Origin of the sequence: Psychrobacter sp. NG254 (assembly GCF_015277735.1) — a bacterium.
GTDB lineage: Bacteria > Pseudomonadota > Gammaproteobacteria > Pseudomonadales > Moraxellaceae > Psychrobacter.
The window spans coordinates 285,787-306,588 of record NZ_JADHDA010000003.1 but is presented as its reverse complement, the minus strand read 5'-3'; the positions used below and the strand labels follow the sequence as shown (position 1 = coordinate 306,588).

The 20,802-nt window shown below is 43.3% G+C and carries 17 protein-coding genes; 8 read left to right on the top strand and 9 right to left on the bottom strand.

The genetic code is table 11. The features are described 5' to 3' along the window. Nucleotides 1-104 precede the first annotated feature (104 nt). The 4 genes from IP510_RS06690 to IP510_RS06675 form a co-directional block, all read right to left on the bottom strand. The gene (locus IP510_RS06690) at nt 105-893 is read right to left on the bottom strand and encodes a CPBP family intramembrane glutamic endopeptidase (protein WP_227669544.1); all 789 of its coding nucleotides are present in this window, start codon (nt 891-893) and stop codon (nt 105-107) included. 68 nt (nt 894-961) lie between these two features. Further along, entirely contained in the window at nt 962-1,852 is an 891-nt protein-coding gene (locus IP510_RS06685) for an alpha/beta fold hydrolase (protein WP_194363988.1), read from the bottom strand. A 327-nt stretch (nt 1,853-2,179) separates the two neighbouring features. Then, on the bottom strand, nt 2,180-3,235 hold the full coding sequence (sppA, locus tag IP510_RS06680; protein WP_194363987.1) for a signal peptide peptidase SppA: 1,056 nt from the start codon (nt 3,233-3,235) through the stop codon (nt 2,180-2,182). 182 nt (nt 3,236-3,417) lie between these two features. After that, nucleotides 3,418-6,405: a ComEC/Rec2 family competence protein gene (locus IP510_RS06675; protein WP_320154183.1), complete on the bottom strand. Its 2,988-nt coding sequence runs from the start codon at nt 6,403-6,405 to the stop codon at nt 3,418-3,420. 479 nt (nt 6,406-6,884) lie between these two features. Between IP510_RS06675 and IP510_RS06670 the strand changes: the two genes are divergently transcribed. After that, complete coding sequence (locus IP510_RS06670) at nt 6,885-7,460, top strand: DUF2062 domain-containing protein (RefSeq protein WP_320154182.1); 576 nt, start codon at nt 6,885-6,887, stop codon at nt 7,458-7,460. Nucleotides 7,461-7,542: 82 nt separating this feature from the next. On the opposite strand, the gene IP510_RS06665 is transcribed toward IP510_RS06670, so the two are convergent. The 3 genes from IP510_RS06665 to IP510_RS06655 form a co-directional block, all read right to left on the bottom strand. After that, the gene (locus IP510_RS06665) at nt 7,543-7,848 is read right to left on the bottom strand and encodes a hypothetical protein (RefSeq protein WP_194363985.1); all 306 of its coding nucleotides are present in this window, start codon (nt 7,846-7,848) and stop codon (nt 7,543-7,545) included. A 436-nt stretch (nt 7,849-8,284) separates the two neighbouring features. After that, nucleotides 8,285-8,965 carry a lipoprotein-releasing ABC transporter ATP-binding protein LolD gene (gene lolD, locus IP510_RS06660; RefSeq protein WP_194363984.1) on the bottom strand — a complete coding sequence of 227 codons (681 nt, stop codon included), beginning with the start codon at nt 8,963-8,965 and terminating at the stop codon, nt 8,285-8,287. Nucleotides 8,966-9,010: 45 nt separating this feature from the next. Then, complete coding sequence (locus IP510_RS06655) at nt 9,011-10,246, bottom strand: lipoprotein-releasing ABC transporter permease subunit (protein WP_194363983.1); 1,236 nt, start codon at nt 10,244-10,246, stop codon at nt 9,011-9,013. A 451-nt stretch (nt 10,247-10,697) separates the two neighbouring features. On the opposite strand from IP510_RS06655, the gene IP510_RS06650 reads away from it, so the two are divergent. Continuing rightward, entirely contained in the window at nt 10,698-11,672 is a 975-nt protein-coding gene (locus IP510_RS06650) for a hypothetical protein (protein WP_194363982.1), read from the top strand. Nucleotides 11,673-11,815: 143 nt separating this feature from the next. Here IP510_RS06650 and IP510_RS06645 read toward each other — a convergent pair whose 3' ends face one another. After that, nucleotides 11,816-12,205, bottom strand: a complete 390-nt coding sequence (locus tag IP510_RS06645) for an SCP2 sterol-binding domain-containing protein (RefSeq protein WP_194363981.1) — start codon at nt 12,203-12,205, stop codon at nt 11,816-11,818. A gap of 812 nt (nt 12,206-13,017) precedes the next feature. On the opposite strand from IP510_RS06645, the gene ccoN reads away from it, so the two are divergent. The 6 genes from ccoN to IP510_RS06615 all read left to right on the top strand — a co-directional run bounded on the left by ccoN (nt 13,018) and on the right by IP510_RS06615 (nt 19,371). Continuing rightward, a complete protein-coding gene (gene ccoN / locus IP510_RS06640) occupies nt 13,018-14,499 on the top strand; it encodes a cytochrome-c oxidase, cbb3-type subunit I (RefSeq protein ID WP_194363980.1) in 1,482 nt (493 codons plus the stop codon). Nucleotides 14,500-14,508: 9 nt separating this feature from the next. Further along, the gene (gene ccoO, locus IP510_RS06635; RefSeq protein WP_194363979.1) at nt 14,509-15,147 is read left to right on the top strand and encodes a cytochrome-c oxidase, cbb3-type subunit II; all 639 of its coding nucleotides are present in this window, start codon (nt 14,509-14,511) and stop codon (nt 15,145-15,147) included. Then, nucleotides 15,147-15,326 carry a CcoQ/FixQ family Cbb3-type cytochrome c oxidase assembly chaperone gene (locus tag IP510_RS06630; protein ID WP_057760804.1) on the top strand — a complete coding sequence of 60 codons (180 nt, stop codon included), beginning with the start codon at nt 15,147-15,149 and terminating at the stop codon, nt 15,324-15,326. The genes ccoO and IP510_RS06630 overlap by 1 nt, the downstream gene beginning before the upstream one ends. After that, nucleotides 15,326-16,474 (top strand): cytochrome-c oxidase, cbb3-type subunit III, encoded by a 1,149-nt coding sequence (gene ccoP, locus IP510_RS06625; protein ID WP_194363978.1) that lies wholly within the window; start codon nt 15,326-15,328, stop codon nt 16,472-16,474. Before IP510_RS06630 ends, ccoP begins: the two co-directional genes overlap by 1 nt. Nucleotides 16,475-17,195: 721 nt before the next feature. Further along, nucleotides 17,196-18,605 carry a cytochrome c oxidase accessory protein CcoG gene (gene ccoG / locus IP510_RS06620; protein ID WP_194363977.1) on the top strand — a complete coding sequence of 470 codons (1,410 nt, stop codon included), beginning with the start codon at nt 17,196-17,198 and terminating at the stop codon, nt 18,603-18,605. Nucleotides 18,606-18,789: 184 nt separating this feature from the next. Beyond that, entirely contained in the window at nt 18,790-19,371 is a 582-nt protein-coding gene (locus IP510_RS06615; protein WP_194363976.1) for a FixH family protein, read from the top strand. 135 nt (nt 19,372-19,506) lie between these two features. Here IP510_RS06615 and ttcA read toward each other — a convergent pair whose 3' ends face one another. Beyond that, on the bottom strand, nt 19,507-20,673 hold the full coding sequence (gene ttcA / locus IP510_RS06610) for a tRNA 2-thiocytidine(32) synthetase TtcA (protein ID WP_194363975.1): 1,167 nt from the start codon (nt 20,671-20,673) through the stop codon (nt 19,507-19,509). Nucleotides 20,674-20,802: the final 129 nt, after the last annotated feature.

Here is a 20,802-nt window from a genome sequence, read left to right as displayed (position 1 = left end):
GTACTATTTTTAAATTGAATCGACTATAGCTGGCTTGACAGAATTCATATGCCAATCATCATATTGGCATGTATCTTAGTTAGGGTCTGTTTGATATTCAAACCTTAGGCTGCTTGCGCGACATACTGCCACATCGCTGCACCGTTATTGACGATGTGTAACACGATTGGCAGTAGTAGCGAGCCGGACTTAATACGTGCGTAGCAAAATATCAATGCCAACACAACGATGGTACTGATTTCATAAATGCCGTACTGCACATGAATAATGGCAAATATCAAACTCGTTATCATACTCGCAACTATCGCACCATAATTCGCTGAATATGATGGTGCTGTGAACTGTTCTGCAATGGCTGACCATAATATACCGCGAAAGACCACCTCTTCATAAATGGGTGCAACGATGACCATCGCAAAAACCAATAGCCATACCGAGCTGACTGACTGATAGAGAGGATCTACAAAGTCCAGCGGCGTCATATCCAGCAGATACGTGAGCACCTGACTGACAATCATAAAGATCAATAACAGCCCAAGCATTCCCATACCCACCGACAGTGAAAACGGCTTTATTGCCAAATATTGCCGCCAATCGCCGCCTTTTAAGCGAATGATAAAAATGCTGGCTGCCAACAGCAGCACGCAACCTACCATTATGGAGAGGCTCACAACCGTTCCATCATTACCGCCAAAAAAGAATATATTCCCTATCGATGCGTTTTGGGTAGCAGGTAATACTAGCTTGCCCGCGACATAGATGCCTATCAACTGACTGACAAAAAATGCAAACACCATCCCTACTGTTAGCAGAAATGTACCCAAGCGTGAAAAGATGGGCGGAGACTTAGGTGAGGCAGTCATATCAGATGGAGCAGTTACGTTTTTTGGCATAAGGGTATCACTTAAAAATACTCTGGCAGCTCATATCCATTACGAGCATGACTAATGATATGTTGCTTTTATTTCGACAGTTGCTGCTTGATCAATCCTAGCACCTGCGTTGAGACAGACTGTGGATGCTCAAGTGGGAACATATGGCCCCCTTCATGCGTTTCATAAGGAATACCCAAACGTGACTTGATTTGCTGCGGAAAGCGGCGCTTTAAAAAGATACTATCTTGACCAATAATCAATGTAACAGGTACTTTGGGCCCTCGATTTGGTGCCAGCCAATACCAAGAAGGATTGGTACGGAACACAGCGACTTCACTGGCTTTAGGAATAGCCAATGTCACTTTGCCATCCGCACGCTCATGCAAGCCGTGATCGATATACCCTTGAAAACTGCGCTCGTCAAAGTTTTTGAAAAACCCCTTATGACGCATTTTCTCATACGCGTCTGCGCGGCTATCCCATACATCGCGGCGATGCTTGGACACGCCAGCGGGTGACAGTTTATCCATCAGACGATTGTTCATGAGGGGTAATCTGTCTGCTGTCTTTGCTAAATGCCACGTCAAACTGACCTTGCCATACAGCCAAGGTGGATCCATGAGCACTGCTTGAGCAAACAGTTCAGGCTGACGATACGTGGCCTGCAAGGTACACATAGCGCCCAGCGAATGACCTACCCCTACCACCTGCGCAACACCATGCTTCTCGCAGGCACTTTTTACGCTATCGATGACTTGTTTAGTCAGACTGCGCCAATGGTCATCTACGGGATAGCCTGGCGTGTCGCCCAGCATCGCGATATACTCAATCGTAAAAAACTCTGACAAACCTTCAAAAAATGGCTCGTAGACAGCACTTGGCATTCCATTGGCATGAGCAAAATGAAGCACAGGCTTATTGGTTATTTTAGAGACAGGTAGTGCAGCAAAGGTCTGCAAATTTACTTCATCACTCATAACAGGCTCTCGTAGAATAGTTTATGTTATATATTATTTTTGGGGCTGTAGCATCATTCAGCCAAACATCGCTAATATAGCAAAATTCATAACTATCGCGGCATTGATAGCGACTTATAGTCAAAGAAGTCTAAAACAGCTACAAGGCAGCCGACCGCAGATTGTACATATAGTACCTCTAGGGAGGGTAACACCGTAGCGGTTTAGTAGTTCGCTGACTATAGTCTTAAACAAGGATTTTATTTAGCATTACATACAATTAAGGCTGAGCACAATTATATGCTCAGCCCCAACAATCATACACAGTATATCTAAAACATTAAACGCTTAACGCATCTTTACGTTACCTTCTTCTTGTGGTAAAAAACCATCAAGACTAACGCTAGAGCCAATGCCTGCACCCAGTTGCACGGCAAAACGATCCATAAACGATTGGAACGGATCGTTCGGACTATAACTAATGATTGTATCCAGCTCCAGCTGCTTGCTAAGGCTAGTAATACTACCCTTTTTATCAGCCAACCCTAGCTCGATAGATTGCTCACCTGTCCAAAACAGTCCTGAAAACAGTTTGTTTTGTTCAGGATTTTTCAGACGGTCGCCGCGACCTTCTTTGACAGCGTTGATGAAATGCTTATGCGTATTCGCCAACACCTTTTCAACATGGTTTTCTTCGTAGTCAGTCAATGGACGTGACAAGCTCAAGATGTCTTTGTATTCACCCGCAGTGATAGTACGATCTTCTACGCCAATTTTATCCATTAAGCCCTTGACGTTATAGCTTGGCATAATGACCCCAATAGAGCCAACCAAACTTGATGGATTGACATAAATCTCATCTGCAGCAGACGCGATATAATAAGCACCTGAAGCACCGATATCACCGATAACCGCGTACAGTTTTTTATCTGGGTACTCTTTGCGCAACTCCATCATTGTCTGCCAAATTTCATCAGACTGTACCGGTGAACCACCAGGTGAGTTAATATCTAGCGCCACCGCTTTTGAGTTACTGTTTGCAAAAGCGTCTCTCAGTGCTTCATTGACATCATAGGCATTGGCCACATCGTCACTACTGATGACGCCTTGCAGTTCAACCACGGCCAAATGCGGCTCGCTGGTATCGACCGCGTCCATACCCGTCGGCGAACTACTGCACCCACGACCAAGGGTCAAAAATATCAACAAGATATAACCAAAGGTCAGTAGTTTAAAAAAGATGCTCCAGCGACGAGCGCGGCGCTGCTCAACCACACTAGCCAATAAGGTGTTTTCGAGCACCTTCCATTCTTGTCCACTCGGCGAGTTTGGTTGCTGCATTTGCGTTGGCTGATTGGCCGAATTATCGGGACGTTTGTTAGGGTCTGGTGGCCAGTTGGGCATATAACTTCCTAAGTCAGAAACAATCTAAAACAATAAAAGATGATAAAAACAGTCAGAGGCTTTCTGACGGTATCAATCACCGGTATTAATAGGCTGCTAAGTATGGTGGTATTTTAATAAGGGTTCAATAGTATAACTGTGAAATATCACCATATTGTAACGCAGATTGGATGAGCGATATTTTAAGGACTTTTGATATTGGTATTGGTATTGGTATTGGCCACATCGTCATGCTTATTTAGAGATGATGCTGCATCTAAAGGTTTATCATCCAAGGTTATGACGTTATTAATATTTTTATGACGCATTATATCAGCGGTTATATGTGAGGTACTATGACCAAGCCATGTCGTTTGGTTTGAGGCGATGATCTTATTAAACCCTTCATCCGAGCACAGTAACGCCCACATCTGCCAAACCCGCTGATGGGTATCGATATTTAGTATGAGCCGTGATACTGCAGGAATTTCTTGATGCTCGGTCTCTTGACTGCTCTTCAGCTTGGCATCTGCCAAACGTGCATGTTCCATATCCATCTGAGTTGTCATATCGGATGACTTCAGAGGGTTTGCTGCGTTATACCTTAGCACTTGTATGGGCAAATCAGTATCGATAGCGATACTGCAGTCCCAGACACTGGCATCATTAATAGTACTCCAGCCCGTCAACACCTTTATCGCCAAGCCGCCACTAGGCAATTGCCATATTTTATCCTGATCGCAGCGCTGGGCACTGATACTTGATGCCCTATCGGCTTTACTGGTGACTTGATAGGCTTGCTGCAGTATAGACCATCTATCAGAGCGTCCCGCTTGCCAGTATTGACTGACAGGTAATTGCTGACTTAACTGAGCCACGGTCATTGGCAATAATTCGGACGTTCCGATATCAGACTCAACGCGTTGATCGTTAGTATTAAGCGTATCCGTCAGTCCGGTACTGTTACTTTGTACAATGATACCGTCTAAATGATTGACTGATAAACTGCCCAGTTGCTGTTCTAAAGTTGCAGACAACGTATCTGCTGTCAGGCTACTGGTCATCGTGCGCGCGGTTGTTGGTCTATGATCTGCCAAAAATAGCCAATGGGTGCTTTTTTGACGATTATTTATGCCTGATCGAGCCGCATTATGAGCAATAGGATATTGTAATAATGAAGCACTAATATACGAGTCCCCAGTAGGCAAGACATATAAAGTCGGTACGGTTGTGAGCGACTGTTGGTTAGCGTACACCGTCATTATTAACAGCGTCAAAGGCGTCAGCGCCAGCCATCGACTGATAAAACCTCGCGGTAATAGCCAAGGCAGCATAAACAAAAACACCATGAACACGATGGCCATATTGACTGGTATATACAGCCAAGCATCTGACAGTAATGACAACGATGTTAGCCATGCAATTAACTCATGCAAAGCGCCAACGATTGCAATGACCAACATCCAGATACTATCCGCTATCACAGGGGATAGCAGATAACACAGCCCTGCCAATAAATTCAACGGCACAATCACCCATCCAAACAAACCGATGGCAAATAGGTTGATCACAAGACCCCATAGCGATGCTTTGCCAAATAAGAGCAATGTGATTGGTAGTAACGTAATAAATAGCCAAAACTGTAATTTGGCGATGCGTCTCACAACTTGCCAAGCGCGGTTAAATATGGTGTGTTTGGTACGGACATTATTGCTATTCGTGCCTAAAGTGACAGGGCGTGGTACTAATGCAGTAGTATCCTGCTGATAGGAGGTATCCTCGTATTTGAGCAATAGCGCCACTGCGATAAAGGACAACCAGTATCCTGCTTGCCATAACACATAAGGATCACGCCATGCCATCAGTATGGCCAATACCAATAATACCTTCATGGTACTGGTAGGCAACATTGTCAATCTAACCAAACCTATCGCCAGTAACATCCAAGCCGTCCGTGCAGCCGGCACATCAAACCCTGTGAATAGCGCATAAATAAAAGCCGCCCCAATCATGACCCACCATCGCACTTGCCAGCGCGGAATATAGCGATAAACTATTGGACAAAATCTATCAAAGAACAGCACCGCAGTACCTGCCATAACAATGGCCAAAAACAGCACATGAGTCCCTGAAATAGCCAGTAAATGCGAGATACCTGCCAACTGGTATAAGTCTTTGGTATCACGGCTGATTAAACTGCGATCACCAGTAAGCAAGCTCAATGTGACCGCTTTTGCTTGCTGCTTCGCGGTAGAATGTAGCGACCAGTTTTTATAAAAATGCTGACGCAGCTGCCAACGGCCTCGGTCAATATAAGTACGGAAGCGTTGCAGATACGATTGAGAGGTCACTACTTGCTTTGGCAACGCCTCATAACTCACGGTCGACGTACTGACCGCCAATATATTAGCCGCACCATCAATGTGGCGACCTCGTAGCCATCGATAGCTGTCAAACCCAGAAGGATTGTTCAGTACTTGCTCAGAGCTCGCCAATGGTGTCAGCGCCAAGCTCATAAACAATTGATCTCCGGGCTGTAGGTCATTCAATGCTGCTAGTGAGTCACCACTTGATGATGGTTTTGGATAAGCATTGAGCAGTACCCGATATTCGATATTGCGATTACTACTCAGAGTATGACTGCTTAGGCTATTTTGCTTATTTTCTAGATGGTTTGCCGTACTCTCCGCCAAGTCTTGAGCATCTAACTCAGCGATCAATGGTGATAAGTTTGTGACCACGGCAACTTGTCGATAGCCACTATCTGTACTGGTATCATAAACACTGTCACTTACTCCCTCAATACGAACCAAGGCTTGTACTCGTATTGGGTCGATGATTTTGGCAGATTCTGCCTGTTGATGGCTGACCAAGGCTTGTAACGCACTACCGATTACCAATGCGATCGTCAAAATAGCAAACAGTAAATACTTGATGATGCGTAAGGAAAGGTTATTGTTATAAGGCAGGTATGTGGCGTGGTCTTTGACGACTTTTTGAATGACTACTGGTGGAGAATTAAATTGAGCGCTGACCATCAGAATAACAGCTAATACGATGAGTAGCAGAGAGAGTTTAGAGACACTGACCATGTCTAATAAAAACAGGTCGACTGGCACCAACGCATCGTCTGCGACTGCCAAAACGCCCATCATAATGATAATTATTAGGCTGCCAATTAACCAGTACACCAGCACTCCTTGCTTGATGGTTTAACGACATAAGACGGTATCAACTTTATAACGAGTCAGCTAAGGCGTGTCATCAATTAAATTGTGAGGCTTAAAATGAGAAAAATTGTAGATAAACAAGGAAGAAATGGCCGTTAATATGAACATATTGAAAAAATTACTGACGATGTTTAGCAAAATTTAGCCATTTTAAAGCCACTAAATGTATTCATGTGTTAATTGATGACACACCCTAGATTTTAATATTTTGATTATAGATATAAGCATGAATACAGCACCCTATCAATAACAATAACTGGCACATCGTTCAATAGCATTTATATTTATATTGCCCTATACTGATGACAGATATTGAGAGGCTGATTGTCTGACATCAGTATCCTATCTATCGTTATTCACCATTTTTATTCATCATATTACTCTATAGCAGTCCATCAAACTGATTGAGCGGGCTATCGTTAATGATTAAAGGCAATCTTGTGCCCAAAAAACGTCTAAAAGATTTACTTCCTACACCAGAAAAAGTCCTAGAAAGTCGCACCTTAAAATTATTTGCACCGCATTTGGCAGATCCACGATTATGGCATTTCAATCGTCACAGCCTAAATAAAGCGGTCTATATTGGTGTGCTTAGTGCATTTTTCCCATTACCAGGACAGATGTTACTGGCCTTGATTGGCTCGCTTATTTTTCGAGCCAATGTCCCGATGGCACTTGGTCTGACGTGGATTACCAATCCGCTTACCAGCTTGCCTATTTTTTATGCCGGATACTATATTGGTGCAAAGATTTTAGATGCACCAATGATCAGTTTGCGACTCATCGGCAGGATGATTGCTGACTTTAGTTTATGGGTATTGTCAAATGGTGCCAATCCATTTATTACCTATCGCGGCACTGTCTCGATTGCCGCATTTTGTATTGGATTGACGATTTTGGCAGTGGTGACGAGTATTATTTGCGGACTGGTATTTAAGGCTGTTTGGCGTTATAGAACTGTCGCAAGTTGGCAAAAGCGCCAGAAAAAATCTTCGGTTGAACCGCCTACTTCTTGATAGGATCAGGCTTTGATGTGGTTAAGTGTCTAAAACTAGCAATCGACGCTCTGACTGAATATCTCAGACACGCCTATACAAGTCATATTTCTTTGTTTTTTTCTATCGCAGCCAATACCTTGTCAGTAAAATCCATATCCATCGGTACAATTTCGATAACTTTATCGTTTTTACATAAGGTGTATCGCTTGCCAGTGGCACTGTCTTGAACCTTCAGATCAAAATCAACCCCAGCCAAAGTAATGGCGTCAAATACAGGTGCAAGCAGATCCATTTGCGACTGTCTATCAATGGTTTCAAACAGGCTCGGATCGATATATGGCTTTAATGGCTCATCACCTTCTTCAGCACTGCCAAAAGCGGCGATTGGATTTTCATCTGCAGTCATTGCATGTGTTCCTATAAAGTGGACATGGCGGCCAATTGATAGCCGCCTATATATCTGTTGCTATGGCATATTTACTTAGGGCGTGTTGAACATTCAAATATTAGGGATGCTGATTGCTAAAATTGCACCAAACTAGGCGCAAACCGACGATAATGTCGAGACCTTAGCTAAGCTTGCAACAACGTTTGGGGTGATTTTAGCATCAGCCTTTCAGGGCAGTACTATTTTTTGCCAATATATGGCGAAATTGTTTAACCTAGAATGACTAGGCTTCAAAAATTTCACTGCATATTGTCTAAAAAATAGTCACTGCCAGCACCACATTTGAATGTTCAACACGCCCTAATCATACAACAATACACTTCATCAGAAAAGACATCATAAGCGCTAATAAACAGCATTTACGTCAGCCTTATATTCTCTGTACACAAAATTGTTAATACTGTGCCCAATGACCATTACGCAGCAATAACTGACGATCAGCAAGCGCTGCCAAATTGCGATCATGGGTCACCATCAATAGCGCCGTTTGCATGGTGTTTTGTAGTTCTGACAACAGACCAAAAACACTTTGTGCGTTGTCATAATCCAAGTTACCCGTCGGCTCATCTGCCAAAATAAGCGATGGTTTGGTCACTAGCGCACGTGCAATGGCGACACGCTGGCGCTCACCGCCTGATAACTCACCAGGTCTATGCATCAATCGATGCTCAAGACCAACGTTTTCCAAAATCTCAATGGCTTGCTTACGGGCGTCTTTCGTCGATACTTCTGGACGCATGAGCAGAGGCATTGCAACGTTCTCGATAGCCGTGAACTCTGCTAACAAATGGTGAAACTGATAAATAAAACCCAAGTGCTTGTTACGCATGGCACCTCGTTCAGTCTCATTCATGCTGTTTAATAATTGACCATGCAACCAGACTTCACCGCTCGTTGGCGTATCCAGTCCGCCAAGCAAGTGCAGCAAGGTACTTTTTCCTGAACCACTGGTGCCAACGATGGCAATACGCTCACCAGCATTAACCGTAATATCAAGGCCCGTCAATACCTGTGTACTGACCGCCCCTTCATCATATATCTTATTGATATTGGTCGCCTTTAAAATGGCAGACATAGCGCTTCCTTTATTTTATTTATTTCGATATTTAGGCGTTTGGGATTACTCATAACGTAGTGTTTGGGCAGGCTGAATCTTAGCCGCTCGGCGTGCTGGGTAAATAGTGGCCAAAAAGCTCAGTACAAACGACGCACCCGTAATCAATACCACATCTAACAAACGCAGCTCTGACGGCAAATAATTCACAAAATACGCATCAAATAGGTTCAGGTTAAAGACTTGATTGATAAAACCCAAAATATCACTGACCGTGAGGGCAAATATCACACCCAATATCGTGCCAGCAACCGTACCGATGACACCGATGACCACACCTTGAACCATAAACACTTGGGTAATCAATCGAGGAGAAGCACCAAAGGTTTTCAAAATCGCAATATCGGATTTTTTATCAGTAACGAGCATTACAAGGCTTGAGACAATGTTAAAAGCAGCCACTAAGATAATCAAAAACAATAGCAAGCCGACCATGGCTTTTTCCATTTGAATCGCACCAAATAGATTGCCATGCGTTTGCGTCCAATCATTAGGATACAACTGCTGAGGTGCAATGGCAGCCGCTTTCTCTGCAGCCACTGGCGCTGTGAAGATATCATTGAGCTTCATACGTACGCCCTGCGCTCCTTCTGGCAAACGCAGCAGTTTTGCTGCATCACCCATCGGGATAAACGCCATGAGGCTATCAACTTCTGGGCTGATGGTAAAGATACCGGTTAAGGTAAAACGCTTGAACCGTGGTATCACACCTGCAGGTGATGGTGACGCTTCTGGCAACACTAAAGTTACCTTGTCCCCTATCTGCAAGCCTAAAGACTGTACCATCTCCTCGCCTAACACAATGCTGAAATCACCGCTTTTCAAGGTATCAATGCTACCTTCAACCATATGCTCATTGATGATAGAGACATTTTTTTCGTACTCAGGCTCGACACCTGTCACCATAATCCCTGCGACCTGACCGTTTGATGTCAGCATCCCTTGCAATTGGATAAAAGGGGCAACCGCCGCCACTTCTGGATCTTCTTTAATCTTATCAGCCAATTGTTCCCAATCACTGATGATCTCGCTTGAGACCACAGTCGCCTGCGGCACCATGCCCAAAATACGAGTTTTTAATTCACGATCAAAACCATTCATCACCGATAGCACCGTAATCAATACGGCAACCCCAAGCGTCAGACCAATCATTGAGATGAGTGATATAAATGAGATAAAGCCATTACTGCGCTCTGCTCGGGTGTATCGTAAGCCAATAAATAACGCTAAAGGACGAAACATATTCAAACTCTTTATCTTATCTACGTGCGACTTTATATAGGCTACAAAACGAGCAGCAACAAATGCATCACAAGCCTGCGCTTGCCTTACGCACATATAAATCGAACACAAAAACAGGGGTTCAGACGAGCCAAAAACGGCCATCAAAAGGGAGCTAGTTTGACACAATTTGGCGGATATGTGCCAGTCATTAGCTAAAACTGAGCGTATTATTCACCAAAAAACTGGGTTTTGTTGTTATTATTTTTTATAGGGGTCTTGCTATTAGGTGTGTCAATACCTATATATTATAGGCTAAAGACAATTGTCATTAACCCCTCATTGCGGTTTCTGATCTTTTGCGAGCTAGGCTGCTGACCCTCATACACCAAGCGCTCAGCGTATTGGATAATGCATAAGCGACCGCCGTATTAGATTAAAACCCCAAGCTGACTTAATTTTGAGTATTTTCATGACCATAAACTATCAATATAAAAACATTCAAGCGCCGACCAAGATCACGCTGACCGATGAGCAGTCTGCCGGTCACGCTGATCACTGGCGTATCCTGACCGATGACATGAGTCATGATGTGCCAGAATGGCTACAAAAAATGATTGAAGTCGCAGCAATGCCTAAAGGTCTCAACAATAATGTGAGCGCGCAAGACAGCTGCTTGTTGCTGTCAGAAGATCAACCATGCCACATCAATCAAGTACTGGCGATGAAAGATGGTAAGCCTGAATGCTTTATTAATGCCTACCCTTGTGTGGACAGCCCTTATGGACTCAATTGCAAAATTGAGCGTGTCATTGCCAATGACAACTCTCATGATGCCGTTTTACGCTTACGTACGGCTGATGGCAGTATCATTTATGCATTTGATCAGCTTTATACGGCCAATCGCCACTTATATCAGCGTGACGCCTATTATTACGTGAACTTCAGCGCATGGGCGCACGAGATTAAGCTCAGTGAACAAAACGAGGTCATCATGGTGGAGGATCAAGAATCTATCCGCTATCACCGTGCCTTTAATGATATTGTTGCGGCGAATGACGGAAATATCCCAGACGATTTACAAGAGCAGATAGCCAAATGGAAATCTGAAACCAAAGAGCAAATGGCACCTATTGAAATCAATTTGGGTCACATGTGTGCGTACTTGTTTGGTGATACCTTGGGTCAAGAGGACGAAGCATGGTGCCAAGGTCAGGTGCTTGGCAAACAAGAAACCGTATTCAATGGCAAGTCTATTATTTTGTTTGATGTCGTGACGCTACGCGAGCAAGATGCAGATCCGTTTGTTGTGCGTATTGGCGCGCTTAATACTGCAGAGACTGCCAGTATTAACGTGCATGATTATGTACAAGCCAATGTCTGGCTACAGGCGGCCATATATAAAGAAAATCAAAAAACCGTTTCACAGTCATCAAAAGCCAGCTAATTAAATAACGGCTATCTAGCTGTCACAGTCATGAAATGTAAAAAGCCTCTAATTTATATTAGAGGCTTTTTACATTTCATGAACTTATTAATTCAGCGACTGTCATGCATGACACATGCACCAAACTGTCGACTAAGTATCAATTAAGCCATTGTGGTCATGGATTTGATACGGGTATACAGTTCTTTTTGCTCAGCACTTGGGCGAGCAGTCTGTACCGCCATCAACTGTGACATATCGCCTTCGACGCGGATTTTACCGCTCATAAAGGCACCCATGATCTGATTGGTATCAAAATCTGTGATGATAGACTGCAGAATACTGCGGTCAAGCAACAAGGTAGTCGTTGCCGCATCATTTAAACCGCGATGCAACAAGCCATTGGTGAAATTGGCTTCGATGTCTTGTTCAGCATCAGAGACTTTTAGGTTCACGATCATATTGGCAAGTGCTGGCGGCAGATTCAATTCGCCCGCTTCATTACCCATTGTTTCTACTTGCTCAAACCATTCATTGCTCAAAAAAACTGCCATCTTATTACCCTTAATTGGTATTTTATTGGACGGACACTACTCGTCAATATACCAGTGATTGGTCTATTGGGGTATCCCTAGCTCGAAGGTCATTATAAGGGTCGACCTGATAATAAGTAAAATCTATTTATAGGCCAAGCAATAGCTCTGTTACAAAACTCCTTTACAAGTTGGCTTTTACCGTAAGGGTTTGAAACGAGCAGCTAGAATAGTGACAACATTGTGTATAAAATACAGGAGTGGCACCGCAATAATAAGTTGCCTGCTCACATTTATACCAAAGAGTTTGTATTTTGCCGCATAGTTCTGATGATATTTTATTAGGATTGCGTTACAATACCCTTAAACAGAGTCGGGAGTTTTAACCAAACATTACATAAACATGTTTTTTGTCAGCTGCCGCTAGCATCCATCTATAGTTAGTGCGTTTTATAGCCCTATAGATAAGGGTATCTATCTTCATTAGTACAGATTTCTTCGTAATAATTAAGATACATATTTAGCCTCATTAGATGTTTGATGTCCAAAAACGGCGCGTCTTCTTATTTACCTTGATGATATATTAACAATCCTACTGTCAATTGGCTTTGAGCATAGCGCATAAAGCGCTTACTTCTATTTATTGGTGTTTACTGATACATAGCAAAAGCTTAGATTAACAGTTAATGACATCACGGTGATAACAGACCAAAAAGCAATATGTGCCACGATAATTATCAGCTTATACATGGCTATAATTGAGATCTCAAATGAAGATTGTGTGGATTATTGGTTAATTCTGTTGATAATTCGGGCTGTAAAGGAATCATCCAATGAGTTTACAAAACACAGCAACCAACCCTAATGACCGTGAGTATGAAATTACAGTCATAAGATTCTTTACGACCATGGCCGTAGTATGGGGCATCGTCGGCATGAGTCTTGGTGTGTTCATTGCTTCACAGTTAGCATGGCCAGCACTCAACTTTGACATTCCATGGCTGACTTTTAGTCGTTTGAGACCACTGCATACCAATGCGGTGATTTTTGCGTTCGGTGGTTCTGCCCTGTTCGCAACGTCTTACTATATCGTTCAGCGTACCTGTAAAACACGCCTGTTCGCACCGTATTTGGCTTGGTTCACCTTTTGGGGTTGGCAAGCAGTGATCGTTTCTGCTGTCATTACCTTACCACTAGGTTTGACTTCAAGTAAAGAATACGCTGAGCTTGAGTGGCCTATCGATATCTTAATCGCGTTGGTCTGGATCTCTTATGCCATCGTCTTTTTTGGTACGCTCATCAAACGTAAAACCTCACATATCTATGTGGCTAACTGGTTTTTCGCCGCTTTCATCATTACGATTGCACTACTACATATCGTAAACAGTATGGCGATTCCTGTTAGTGCCTTTAAGTCGTATTCGCTATTTGGCGGCGCAACTGATGCCATGGTGCAGTGGTGGTATGGTCATAACGCAGTAGGTTTTTATCTAACGGCAGCTTTCCTTGGAATGATGTATTACTTCGTTCCAGTACAGATTGGCCGCCCTATTTATTCTTACCGTTTGTCTATCGTTCACTTTTGGGCATTGATTGCTTCATACATGTGGGCTGGTGGTCACCATTTGCATTATTCAGCGCTTCCAGATTGGACGCAGTCATTAGCAATGGTATTCTCAATCATCCTATTTGCACCTTCTTGGGGTGGTATGATCAACGGTGTACTAACGTTATCAGGCAGTTGGGATAAGTTACGTACCGATCCGATCATTCGCTTTATGATTGTTGCACTATCGTTCTATGCCATGTCGACGTTCGAAGGCCCAATGATGTCTATTAAGACAGTCAATGCGCTATCGCACAATACCGATTGGACTATTGGTCACGTACACTCAGGTGCGCTTGGCTGGGTTGGTATGATCACGATTGGTTCTTTGTATGTACTATTACCTCGTATTTATAACAAACCAAAGATGTACTCTATCAGCTTAATCACCACGCATTTTTGGCTTGCAACTGCAGGAACGATTTTCTATATCGTTTCTATGTGGATCTCAGGTATTGGCCAAGGCATGATGTGGCTTGCGACGAACCCAGACGGTACTTTGGTATATAGCTTCGTTGATACTGTTGAATTCTCGCATTTCCCATATATTGGCCGTGCTTTTGGTGGCTTCTTGTATGTGTCGGGTATGTTTATTATGGCTTATAACTGCTATAAAACACTCAAGATGCCAGAAGGTAAGCCTGTAGATGTCGCTGATCCAACGGATCATGAACCTAGTGTCGAAAAACCTTCGACAGCTAACGTATAAGGAGCGATCATGGCTGGTACACCGCATGAAATTATTGAAAAAAATACAGGCCTGTTAGTCATTGGTATCGTGATTGCTATTAGTTTTGCAACGCTCGTTGAAATCGTACCATTGATATATGATAACAAGGGTCCTGAAGATGGTGGTGTGAATGCGCCACTTCCAGCAATGGAGCCTTGGACAGCGCTTGAGTTTGAAGGTCGTGATATTTACATCCGTGAAGGGTGTCATGTTTGTCATACTCAAATGGTTCGCCCACTACGTGCAGAAGTTGAACGTTATGGACCCTATTCGCGTGCTGCTGAGTCTACGTGGGATCATCCATTTTTATGGGGTTCGAAACGTACTGGACCTGATTTAGCACGTGTTGGCGGTCGCTATTCTGAAGATTGGCAAAAGCAACATTTGATCAATCCACGTTCACTCGTACCAGAATCAGTAATGCCCGGTTTCCCTTGGCTTGCTGAAAACGAAGTGGATGGCGAAAACATTCAAGACAAAATGCGCCTATTCCGCGATCGCTTTGGTGTCCCTTATACTGAAGCAGACATCGAAGGCGCTCCTGATGCTGTCCTAGGTGCCACAGAGCTTGATGCTTTGGTTGCTTATTTACAGCAGCTGGGTACCGCAATGGAAGGACAGCGCTAATGGGTATTGGTGAATTACAAACAATTGCGACCGTTTCTGCCTTTATTGCCTTCGTAGGCGTTGCATGGTGGGCGTATTCGCCAAAAAACAAAAAACGCTTCGAAGAAGATGCACAACTTGCGCTTGATGACGAGGATATAAAATCTCTGTCTGAAGAGCAGCGCAATAAGGATAAATGATGACATTTTTTTGGAGTTCTTGGATCACGCTAATCAGTATCGGCTGCTGGCTTTTTATTCTTGGTGTTCTGCTGTTTGTAATAAAATACAAGCCAAGCTTAGAAGAAGACGGTACGACTGGTCATGAATATGACGGCATCCGAGAATACGACAAACCACTTCCTAAATGGTGGTTGGTGATATTTTTTGGTTCAATCGTTTGGGGCGTCGCTTATTGGATATTTTTCCCAGCTATGTTTCCGAAGCATTGGGAAGGTATCGCAACCGTAGAAGTCGATGGGGAAACTGTCCCTTGGACCTCTAAAAACGAGCTGTTCAGTGATCTTGAAAGCAATAACAAAGTATTCACAGATAACTTTGAAAAAAGTATTCTTGTGAAAGCTAATGCAGCAGGCGCAACGGCGACACTTGGTACGCTAAATGAGCTACAAGCGACCATGCGTCGTAGTGAAAACCCACCAGCAGATTTACAGACTCAAATCGATGGTAAAGTGGCAGAACTTGCTCCTTATGTCGAAAAACTGTCTGAAAATCCAAATGCGCTAAAAGTGGGTAGCCGTTTGTTCTTACAGAACTGTGCGGTGTGTCACGGCTCTAACGCCAAAGGTGCTACTGGCTACCCTAACCTGACCGACAATGATTGGTTACATGGCGGCGAAGCCACCAACATTTTGACCACATTGCATAATGGTCGTGTCGGCGGTATGCCTGCTTGGCGTGATCAGATCGGTGAAGATGGTGTGCGTGCAGCGTCAGAATATGTGCTGTCACTATCTGCTAATAATGGTAGCAAGAGCAATGGTAAGCTGGATCAAACCCTAGTAAACCAAGGTGCAGCCATCTTTAAACAGAATTGTGCATTGTGTCACTCTGAAAACGGCAAAGGTATGATCTCAGCAGGCGCACCAAATCTAACCGATAATATCTGGTTATATGGCGGTGAGCGTGAGACAGTACGCAATACATTACGTTATGGTCGTGCAGGCGTAATGCCACAGTGGGAAACTAAGCTAGGTAATGAGCGTATTATGCTACTTGCTGCTTATATCTACTCACTATCGGACAGAACTGGCAAATCGGCTGAAGCACCAGCTGTAACAGCTGCTGCGGTTCAACCAGTAGCAACTGAAGAAGCGACTGCTAACTAAGCGGCGGCTAATTCTAAATTACTACGACTGTGCTATATATGGATGAGATTTGATAAAGGGAGAACTGTCATTACAGTTCTCCCTTTTTCTTTTATTCATATGTAGGGTCTGTTTGATATTCAAATGTGACGCTGGCAGTGACTATTTTTTAGACAACATGCAGTGAAATTTTTGATGCCTAGTCATTCTAGGTTAAACAATTTCGCCATATATTGGCAGAAAAGAGTACTGCCCTGAAAGGCTGATGCTAAAATCACCCCAAACGTTGTTACAAATCTAGCTAAGGTCTCGACATTATCGTCGGTTTGCGCCTAGTTTGGTGCAATTTTAGCGATCAGCAGCCCTAATATTTGAATATCAAACAGACCCTAGCTTTACGAACAACGAATATTATAAACACGCGAAAATACTTTATCATATCAATTGTTTTTCGCATGCATTCCCCCATTATTAGTAGGGAGAATGTTAGAATAACTGTGTTTTAAAATAGACTGCTAATAACAGATTTAAATGGCTTTGATAGCGCTCTATCGGTGATTTAAAACTCATGATTAGCAAATAGAACTAAGTATTCTGTAGTAGGTGGATCGGCTCACACTGTGCTCAATCCCTTATCCACTAATTACTGACATTGATAACATCACACACTCATACATCTGATCATAAAAGATGTTTGTTCATCATGCCAGCAGACTGATTCTTTTTTTAAAGAGGCACGTTTATGTCAGCACAACCATCCAATAAAATACCTGTACAGCAGATTGATCTTGATGCGACCAAGCATCGTATACACCCAAGGTTTGTGACAGGTTTTTATCAAAATATTCGCGTCATCACGATGTATGCGCTTTTGGCTGCTTTTTTGCTTTTACCATGGCTACGCTATAACGACAGACAAGCAATATGGTTTGATGTGCCATCCCAGCATTACTATATCTTTGGCATGACATTTTTGACGCAGGACTTTTATTTTATAGCAGCATTTGCTCTGATTGCAGCATTTACGTTGTTTATGGTCACTGTATATGCAGGTCGTGTATGGTGCGGTTATGCTTGTCCACAAACGATTTGGACGCATCTGTACCAATATGTCGAAAAATGGGTGATTGGTGATCGCAATAAGCGTATGAAATTTGATAAAGAACCGATGAGTGCGAGCAAAGCATTTAAGCGCACGACGGTATATTCTATTTGGTTGCTGCTCTCTATCATTACCGCTGCGACCTTTGTCAGTTATGTGGCAGGGACAGATTCGCTTTACCATAGTTGGCAGACAGTGGGGATGATTCCTGTGCCTGACTGGCCAACATGGGTATGGGTCTCGATGTTTATCTTTACCTTTGCCACTTATGCCAATGCGGGATACATGCGTGAGCAGATGTGTGTACAGATCTGTCCTTATGGTCGTTTTCAGAGCGTGATGTTTGATAAAGACACGCTGATCGTCTCTTATGATTATGAGCGCGGTGAGCCACGCGGTACTCGTAAAAAAGGCACGAACCCTGAGCATCTAGGTGACTGTATTGAATGTACCATGTGTGTGCAGGTCTGCCCCACTGGTATCGATATTCGCGATGGATTACAAGTGGCCTGTATTCAGTGTGCCGCTTGTATTGATGCCTGTAATGAGGTGATGGACAAAGTCGGCTATGCGCGCGGGCTCATTCGCTATACGACCGAACGTCAACTGGCAGAAAAAGAACCCAGTCGGTTATTACGTCCCCGCTTATTTGCCTATTTGGCATTATTATTGGTGCTATGCGGCGGTGTTATATATGCTTTAACAGATCGCGTGCCACTAGAGATTGATATTCGCCGCGACCGCAACCAGTTATCCTCTATCAACAGCCAAGGCATGATTGAGAACAGCTATATCGTCAAGCTGACCAATAAAACCCAAGAGCCTCACGCCTATAAAATCACGCTGGCACCGCAAAAAGGCCTCAGTCTAGAGCTGCGTTTCAATGATGTGCCTTTAGAGGCAGGTGAAAGTTTTGATATGCCGGTGAGTATCTATGGTAATCCTGATACGATTGAGTTTGGTCAAACTCCTGTGACGTTGAATGTGACCAGTGAAGATGGTAAATACAAAGTCAGTAAACAAAATGTCTTTACCACCCAAGGTCAGTAAATTTTTAGAAGTCAGTGGCTTATTAGAAATCAGTGGCTTGGCTTCAGTCGCTACAGGCTATTGGATGAGTATTTATCCTTAAACTGATAGCATTCTGCCATCAGATTACCGTTTGTAGATACTTCTCGAATAAATATATTCTGAACGGTATCTGCTGAATAATTATTTGATTAATAGGTATGTTATGTCTACTCCAGCACCGAACTTTAAGCATCAAGATACTCAGCCATGGTACAAGAACTATATGGTGGTTATCTTTGTGATTGGCATGCCCGCATTTGTGGTCATTGCCTGTATATATTTCGTTTATTACTCTTATCAAATTCGTGATAGCGTGGTACGAGACGACTGGTATATGGATGGCAAAACGCTCTATCATGACGTGTCACGTGACAAGCTGACTTACGACTTAGACTTGCATGGCAAAATGCAATTTTCAGATAGTGGTGATATTGTGTTTTATTTGAATTATCCTGAGCAAAGCCTACAGTCAGGCAAGCTACTAAATGGTACGCCGCTGACTTATCCTGATACGCTAGATCTCTCTATCTCACACGCCACGGATGTCAAAAAAGACCATGACGTCGTTTTGAAACATGTCGAGGGCAATAAGTACAGCGCGCAAGTAGAGCTCGATTCGGTAAGAGCCAAATACTATTTGCAAGTCAGTAACGATGGTAAAGAAGACTGGCGCATGCAAGATGTGGCAAAACTGCCACGCTCAGAGGTTAGCTTTAATCCACTGCCTGTGTTTGCTAAAAGCTAACTTTGTTAGGCTATGCCCTAATATTGAGACTCAAAAAAACCAGCCATTCATGACAGAATGGCTGGTTTTTTATTGTTCGTACAATGAGTATTAACTCACAAAGCACTCAATCATAAAACACGCAAACACAAAACGTTAAATAACCGGATTGATCGTTGGTATCTTTTTAGCGCTACGTTCATTGCTCTCGGCATCTTCTGATGCGAGCGCATACGGCTTATCACTTGCAAATTTTGGATTAAAGGTTTGTGTCTTGGGTGATACTGGCAAACCCATTTCAGCAAGATCATCTGTCTGCCCTGCTTGAATATTGTCGCCTTCAAACAAACGCTCATTGTCATCACGATCAAGACTAAGCGTTTCAAAATCAAACAACTCACGGTCAGCCAACTGTGATGGGGCCACGTTTTGCATCGCTTTAAAGATAGAGGCCAAACGCTGTGGATGCGCATTATCCCATTCGCGTAGCATGTCATTGATGATGGCTCGCTGTAGATTGGTCTGACTGCCACATAAGTTACAAGGAATGATTGGGAATGCTTTCAATTTGGCATATTCGATGATGTCTTTTTCTTCGACATAAGCCAATGGGCGAATCAGCATATTTTGCTTGTCATCACTCAGCAATTTGGGCGGCATAGATTTAAGTGTGCCGCCATGAAATAGATTCAAAAAGAACGTCGCAAGCATGTCATCACGATGATGTCCAAGAGCGATTTTGGTCGCGCCAATTTGCTTGGCAAAACCATACAACGAGCCGCGGCGCAGACGTGAGCACGCCGAGCAATAGGTTTTGCCCTCTGGTACCACACTTTTGACAATGCTATAGGTGTCTTTTTCTAAGATATAGTGAGCAATCCCTTGTTCATTAAGATAAGCAGGCAAGATATCTTCAGGATAGCCTGGCTGCTTTTGATCGAGATTGACCGCGACGATGTCAAAATGAATGGGGGCAATACGTTTTAATAATAATAAAATATCCAGCAAGGTATAGCTGTCTTTGCCACCTGAGACACAGACCATCACCACATCGCCATCTTCGATCATATTAAAATCCCGAATCGCCCAAGAGACTTGGCGACGCAACTTTTTTTGTAGTTTGCCAAAATCCGTCGGAGCATCTGTCTCAGCAGAATGATCAATAAGGCTATCTAGATGGCTACCATCTTCAGCGGTATCGTCATACTGATAATTTTCAGTACTATTGTTAGCTTCTAAGACAAGACTATCGATACCCGTATTAGTAGAAGCTTCATTTGATTGATCGGTTGAGGTTGGCGTAAATAAAGTTGCTGCGGTCATAAGTTACTCAATATCTTTATAAGGGTGGTTTTACTATAAAGCGGTCTGCAATAAAGCATCGCCCATGACGTCACCTGACTGGCGCTTTAAACGCTGCGATTATAACAAATATTGCTAACAGTTTGAAAA

Coding starts and splice junctions, on each gene's coding strand:
- ccoO (WP_194363979.1), top strand. CDS start 14,509: ATGGCTGGTACACCGCATGAAATTATTGAAAAAAATACAGGCCTGTTA.
- ccoP (WP_194363978.1), top strand. CDS start 15,326: ATGACATTTTTTTGGAGTTCTTGGATCACGCTAATCAGTATCGGCTGC.
- ccoN (WP_194363980.1), top strand. CDS start 13,018: ATGAGTTTACAAAACACAGCAACCAACCCTAATGACCGTGAGTATGAA.
- ccoG (WP_194363977.1), top strand. CDS start 17,196: ATGTCAGCACAACCATCCAATAAAATACCTGTACAGCAGATTGATCTT.
- IP510_RS06630 (WP_057760804.1), top strand. CDS start 15,147: ATGGGTATTGGTGAATTACAAACAATTGCGACCGTTTCTGCCTTTATT.
- IP510_RS06650 (WP_194363982.1), top strand. CDS start 10,698: ATGACCATAAACTATCAATATAAAAACATTCAAGCGCCGACCAAGATC.
- IP510_RS06645 (WP_194363981.1), bottom strand. CDS start 12,205: ATGGCAGTTTTTTTGAGCAATGAATGGTTTGAGCAAGTAGAAACAATG.
- sppA (WP_194363987.1), bottom strand. CDS start 3,235: ATGCCCAACTGGCCACCAGACCCTAACAAACGTCCCGATAATTCGGCC.
- lolD (WP_194363984.1), bottom strand. CDS start 8,965: ATGTCTGCCATTTTAAAGGCGACCAATATCAATAAGATATATGATGAA.
- IP510_RS06655 (WP_194363983.1), bottom strand. CDS start 10,246: ATGTTTCGTCCTTTAGCGTTATTTATTGGCTTACGATACACCCGAGCA.
- IP510_RS06615 (WP_194363976.1), top strand. CDS start 18,790: ATGTCTACTCCAGCACCGAACTTTAAGCATCAAGATACTCAGCCATGG.
- IP510_RS06690 (WP_227669544.1), bottom strand. CDS start 893: ATGCCAAAAAACGTAACTGCTCCATCTGATATGACTGCCTCACCTAAG.
- IP510_RS06685 (WP_194363988.1), bottom strand. CDS start 1,852: ATGAGTGATGAAGTAAATTTGCAGACCTTTGCTGCACTACCTGTCTCT.
- ttcA (WP_194363975.1), bottom strand. CDS start 20,673: ATGACCGCAGCAACTTTATTTACGCCAACCTCAACCGATCAATCAAAT.
- IP510_RS06665 (WP_194363985.1), bottom strand. CDS start 7,848: ATGACTGCAGATGAAAATCCAATCGCCGCTTTTGGCAGTGCTGAAGAA.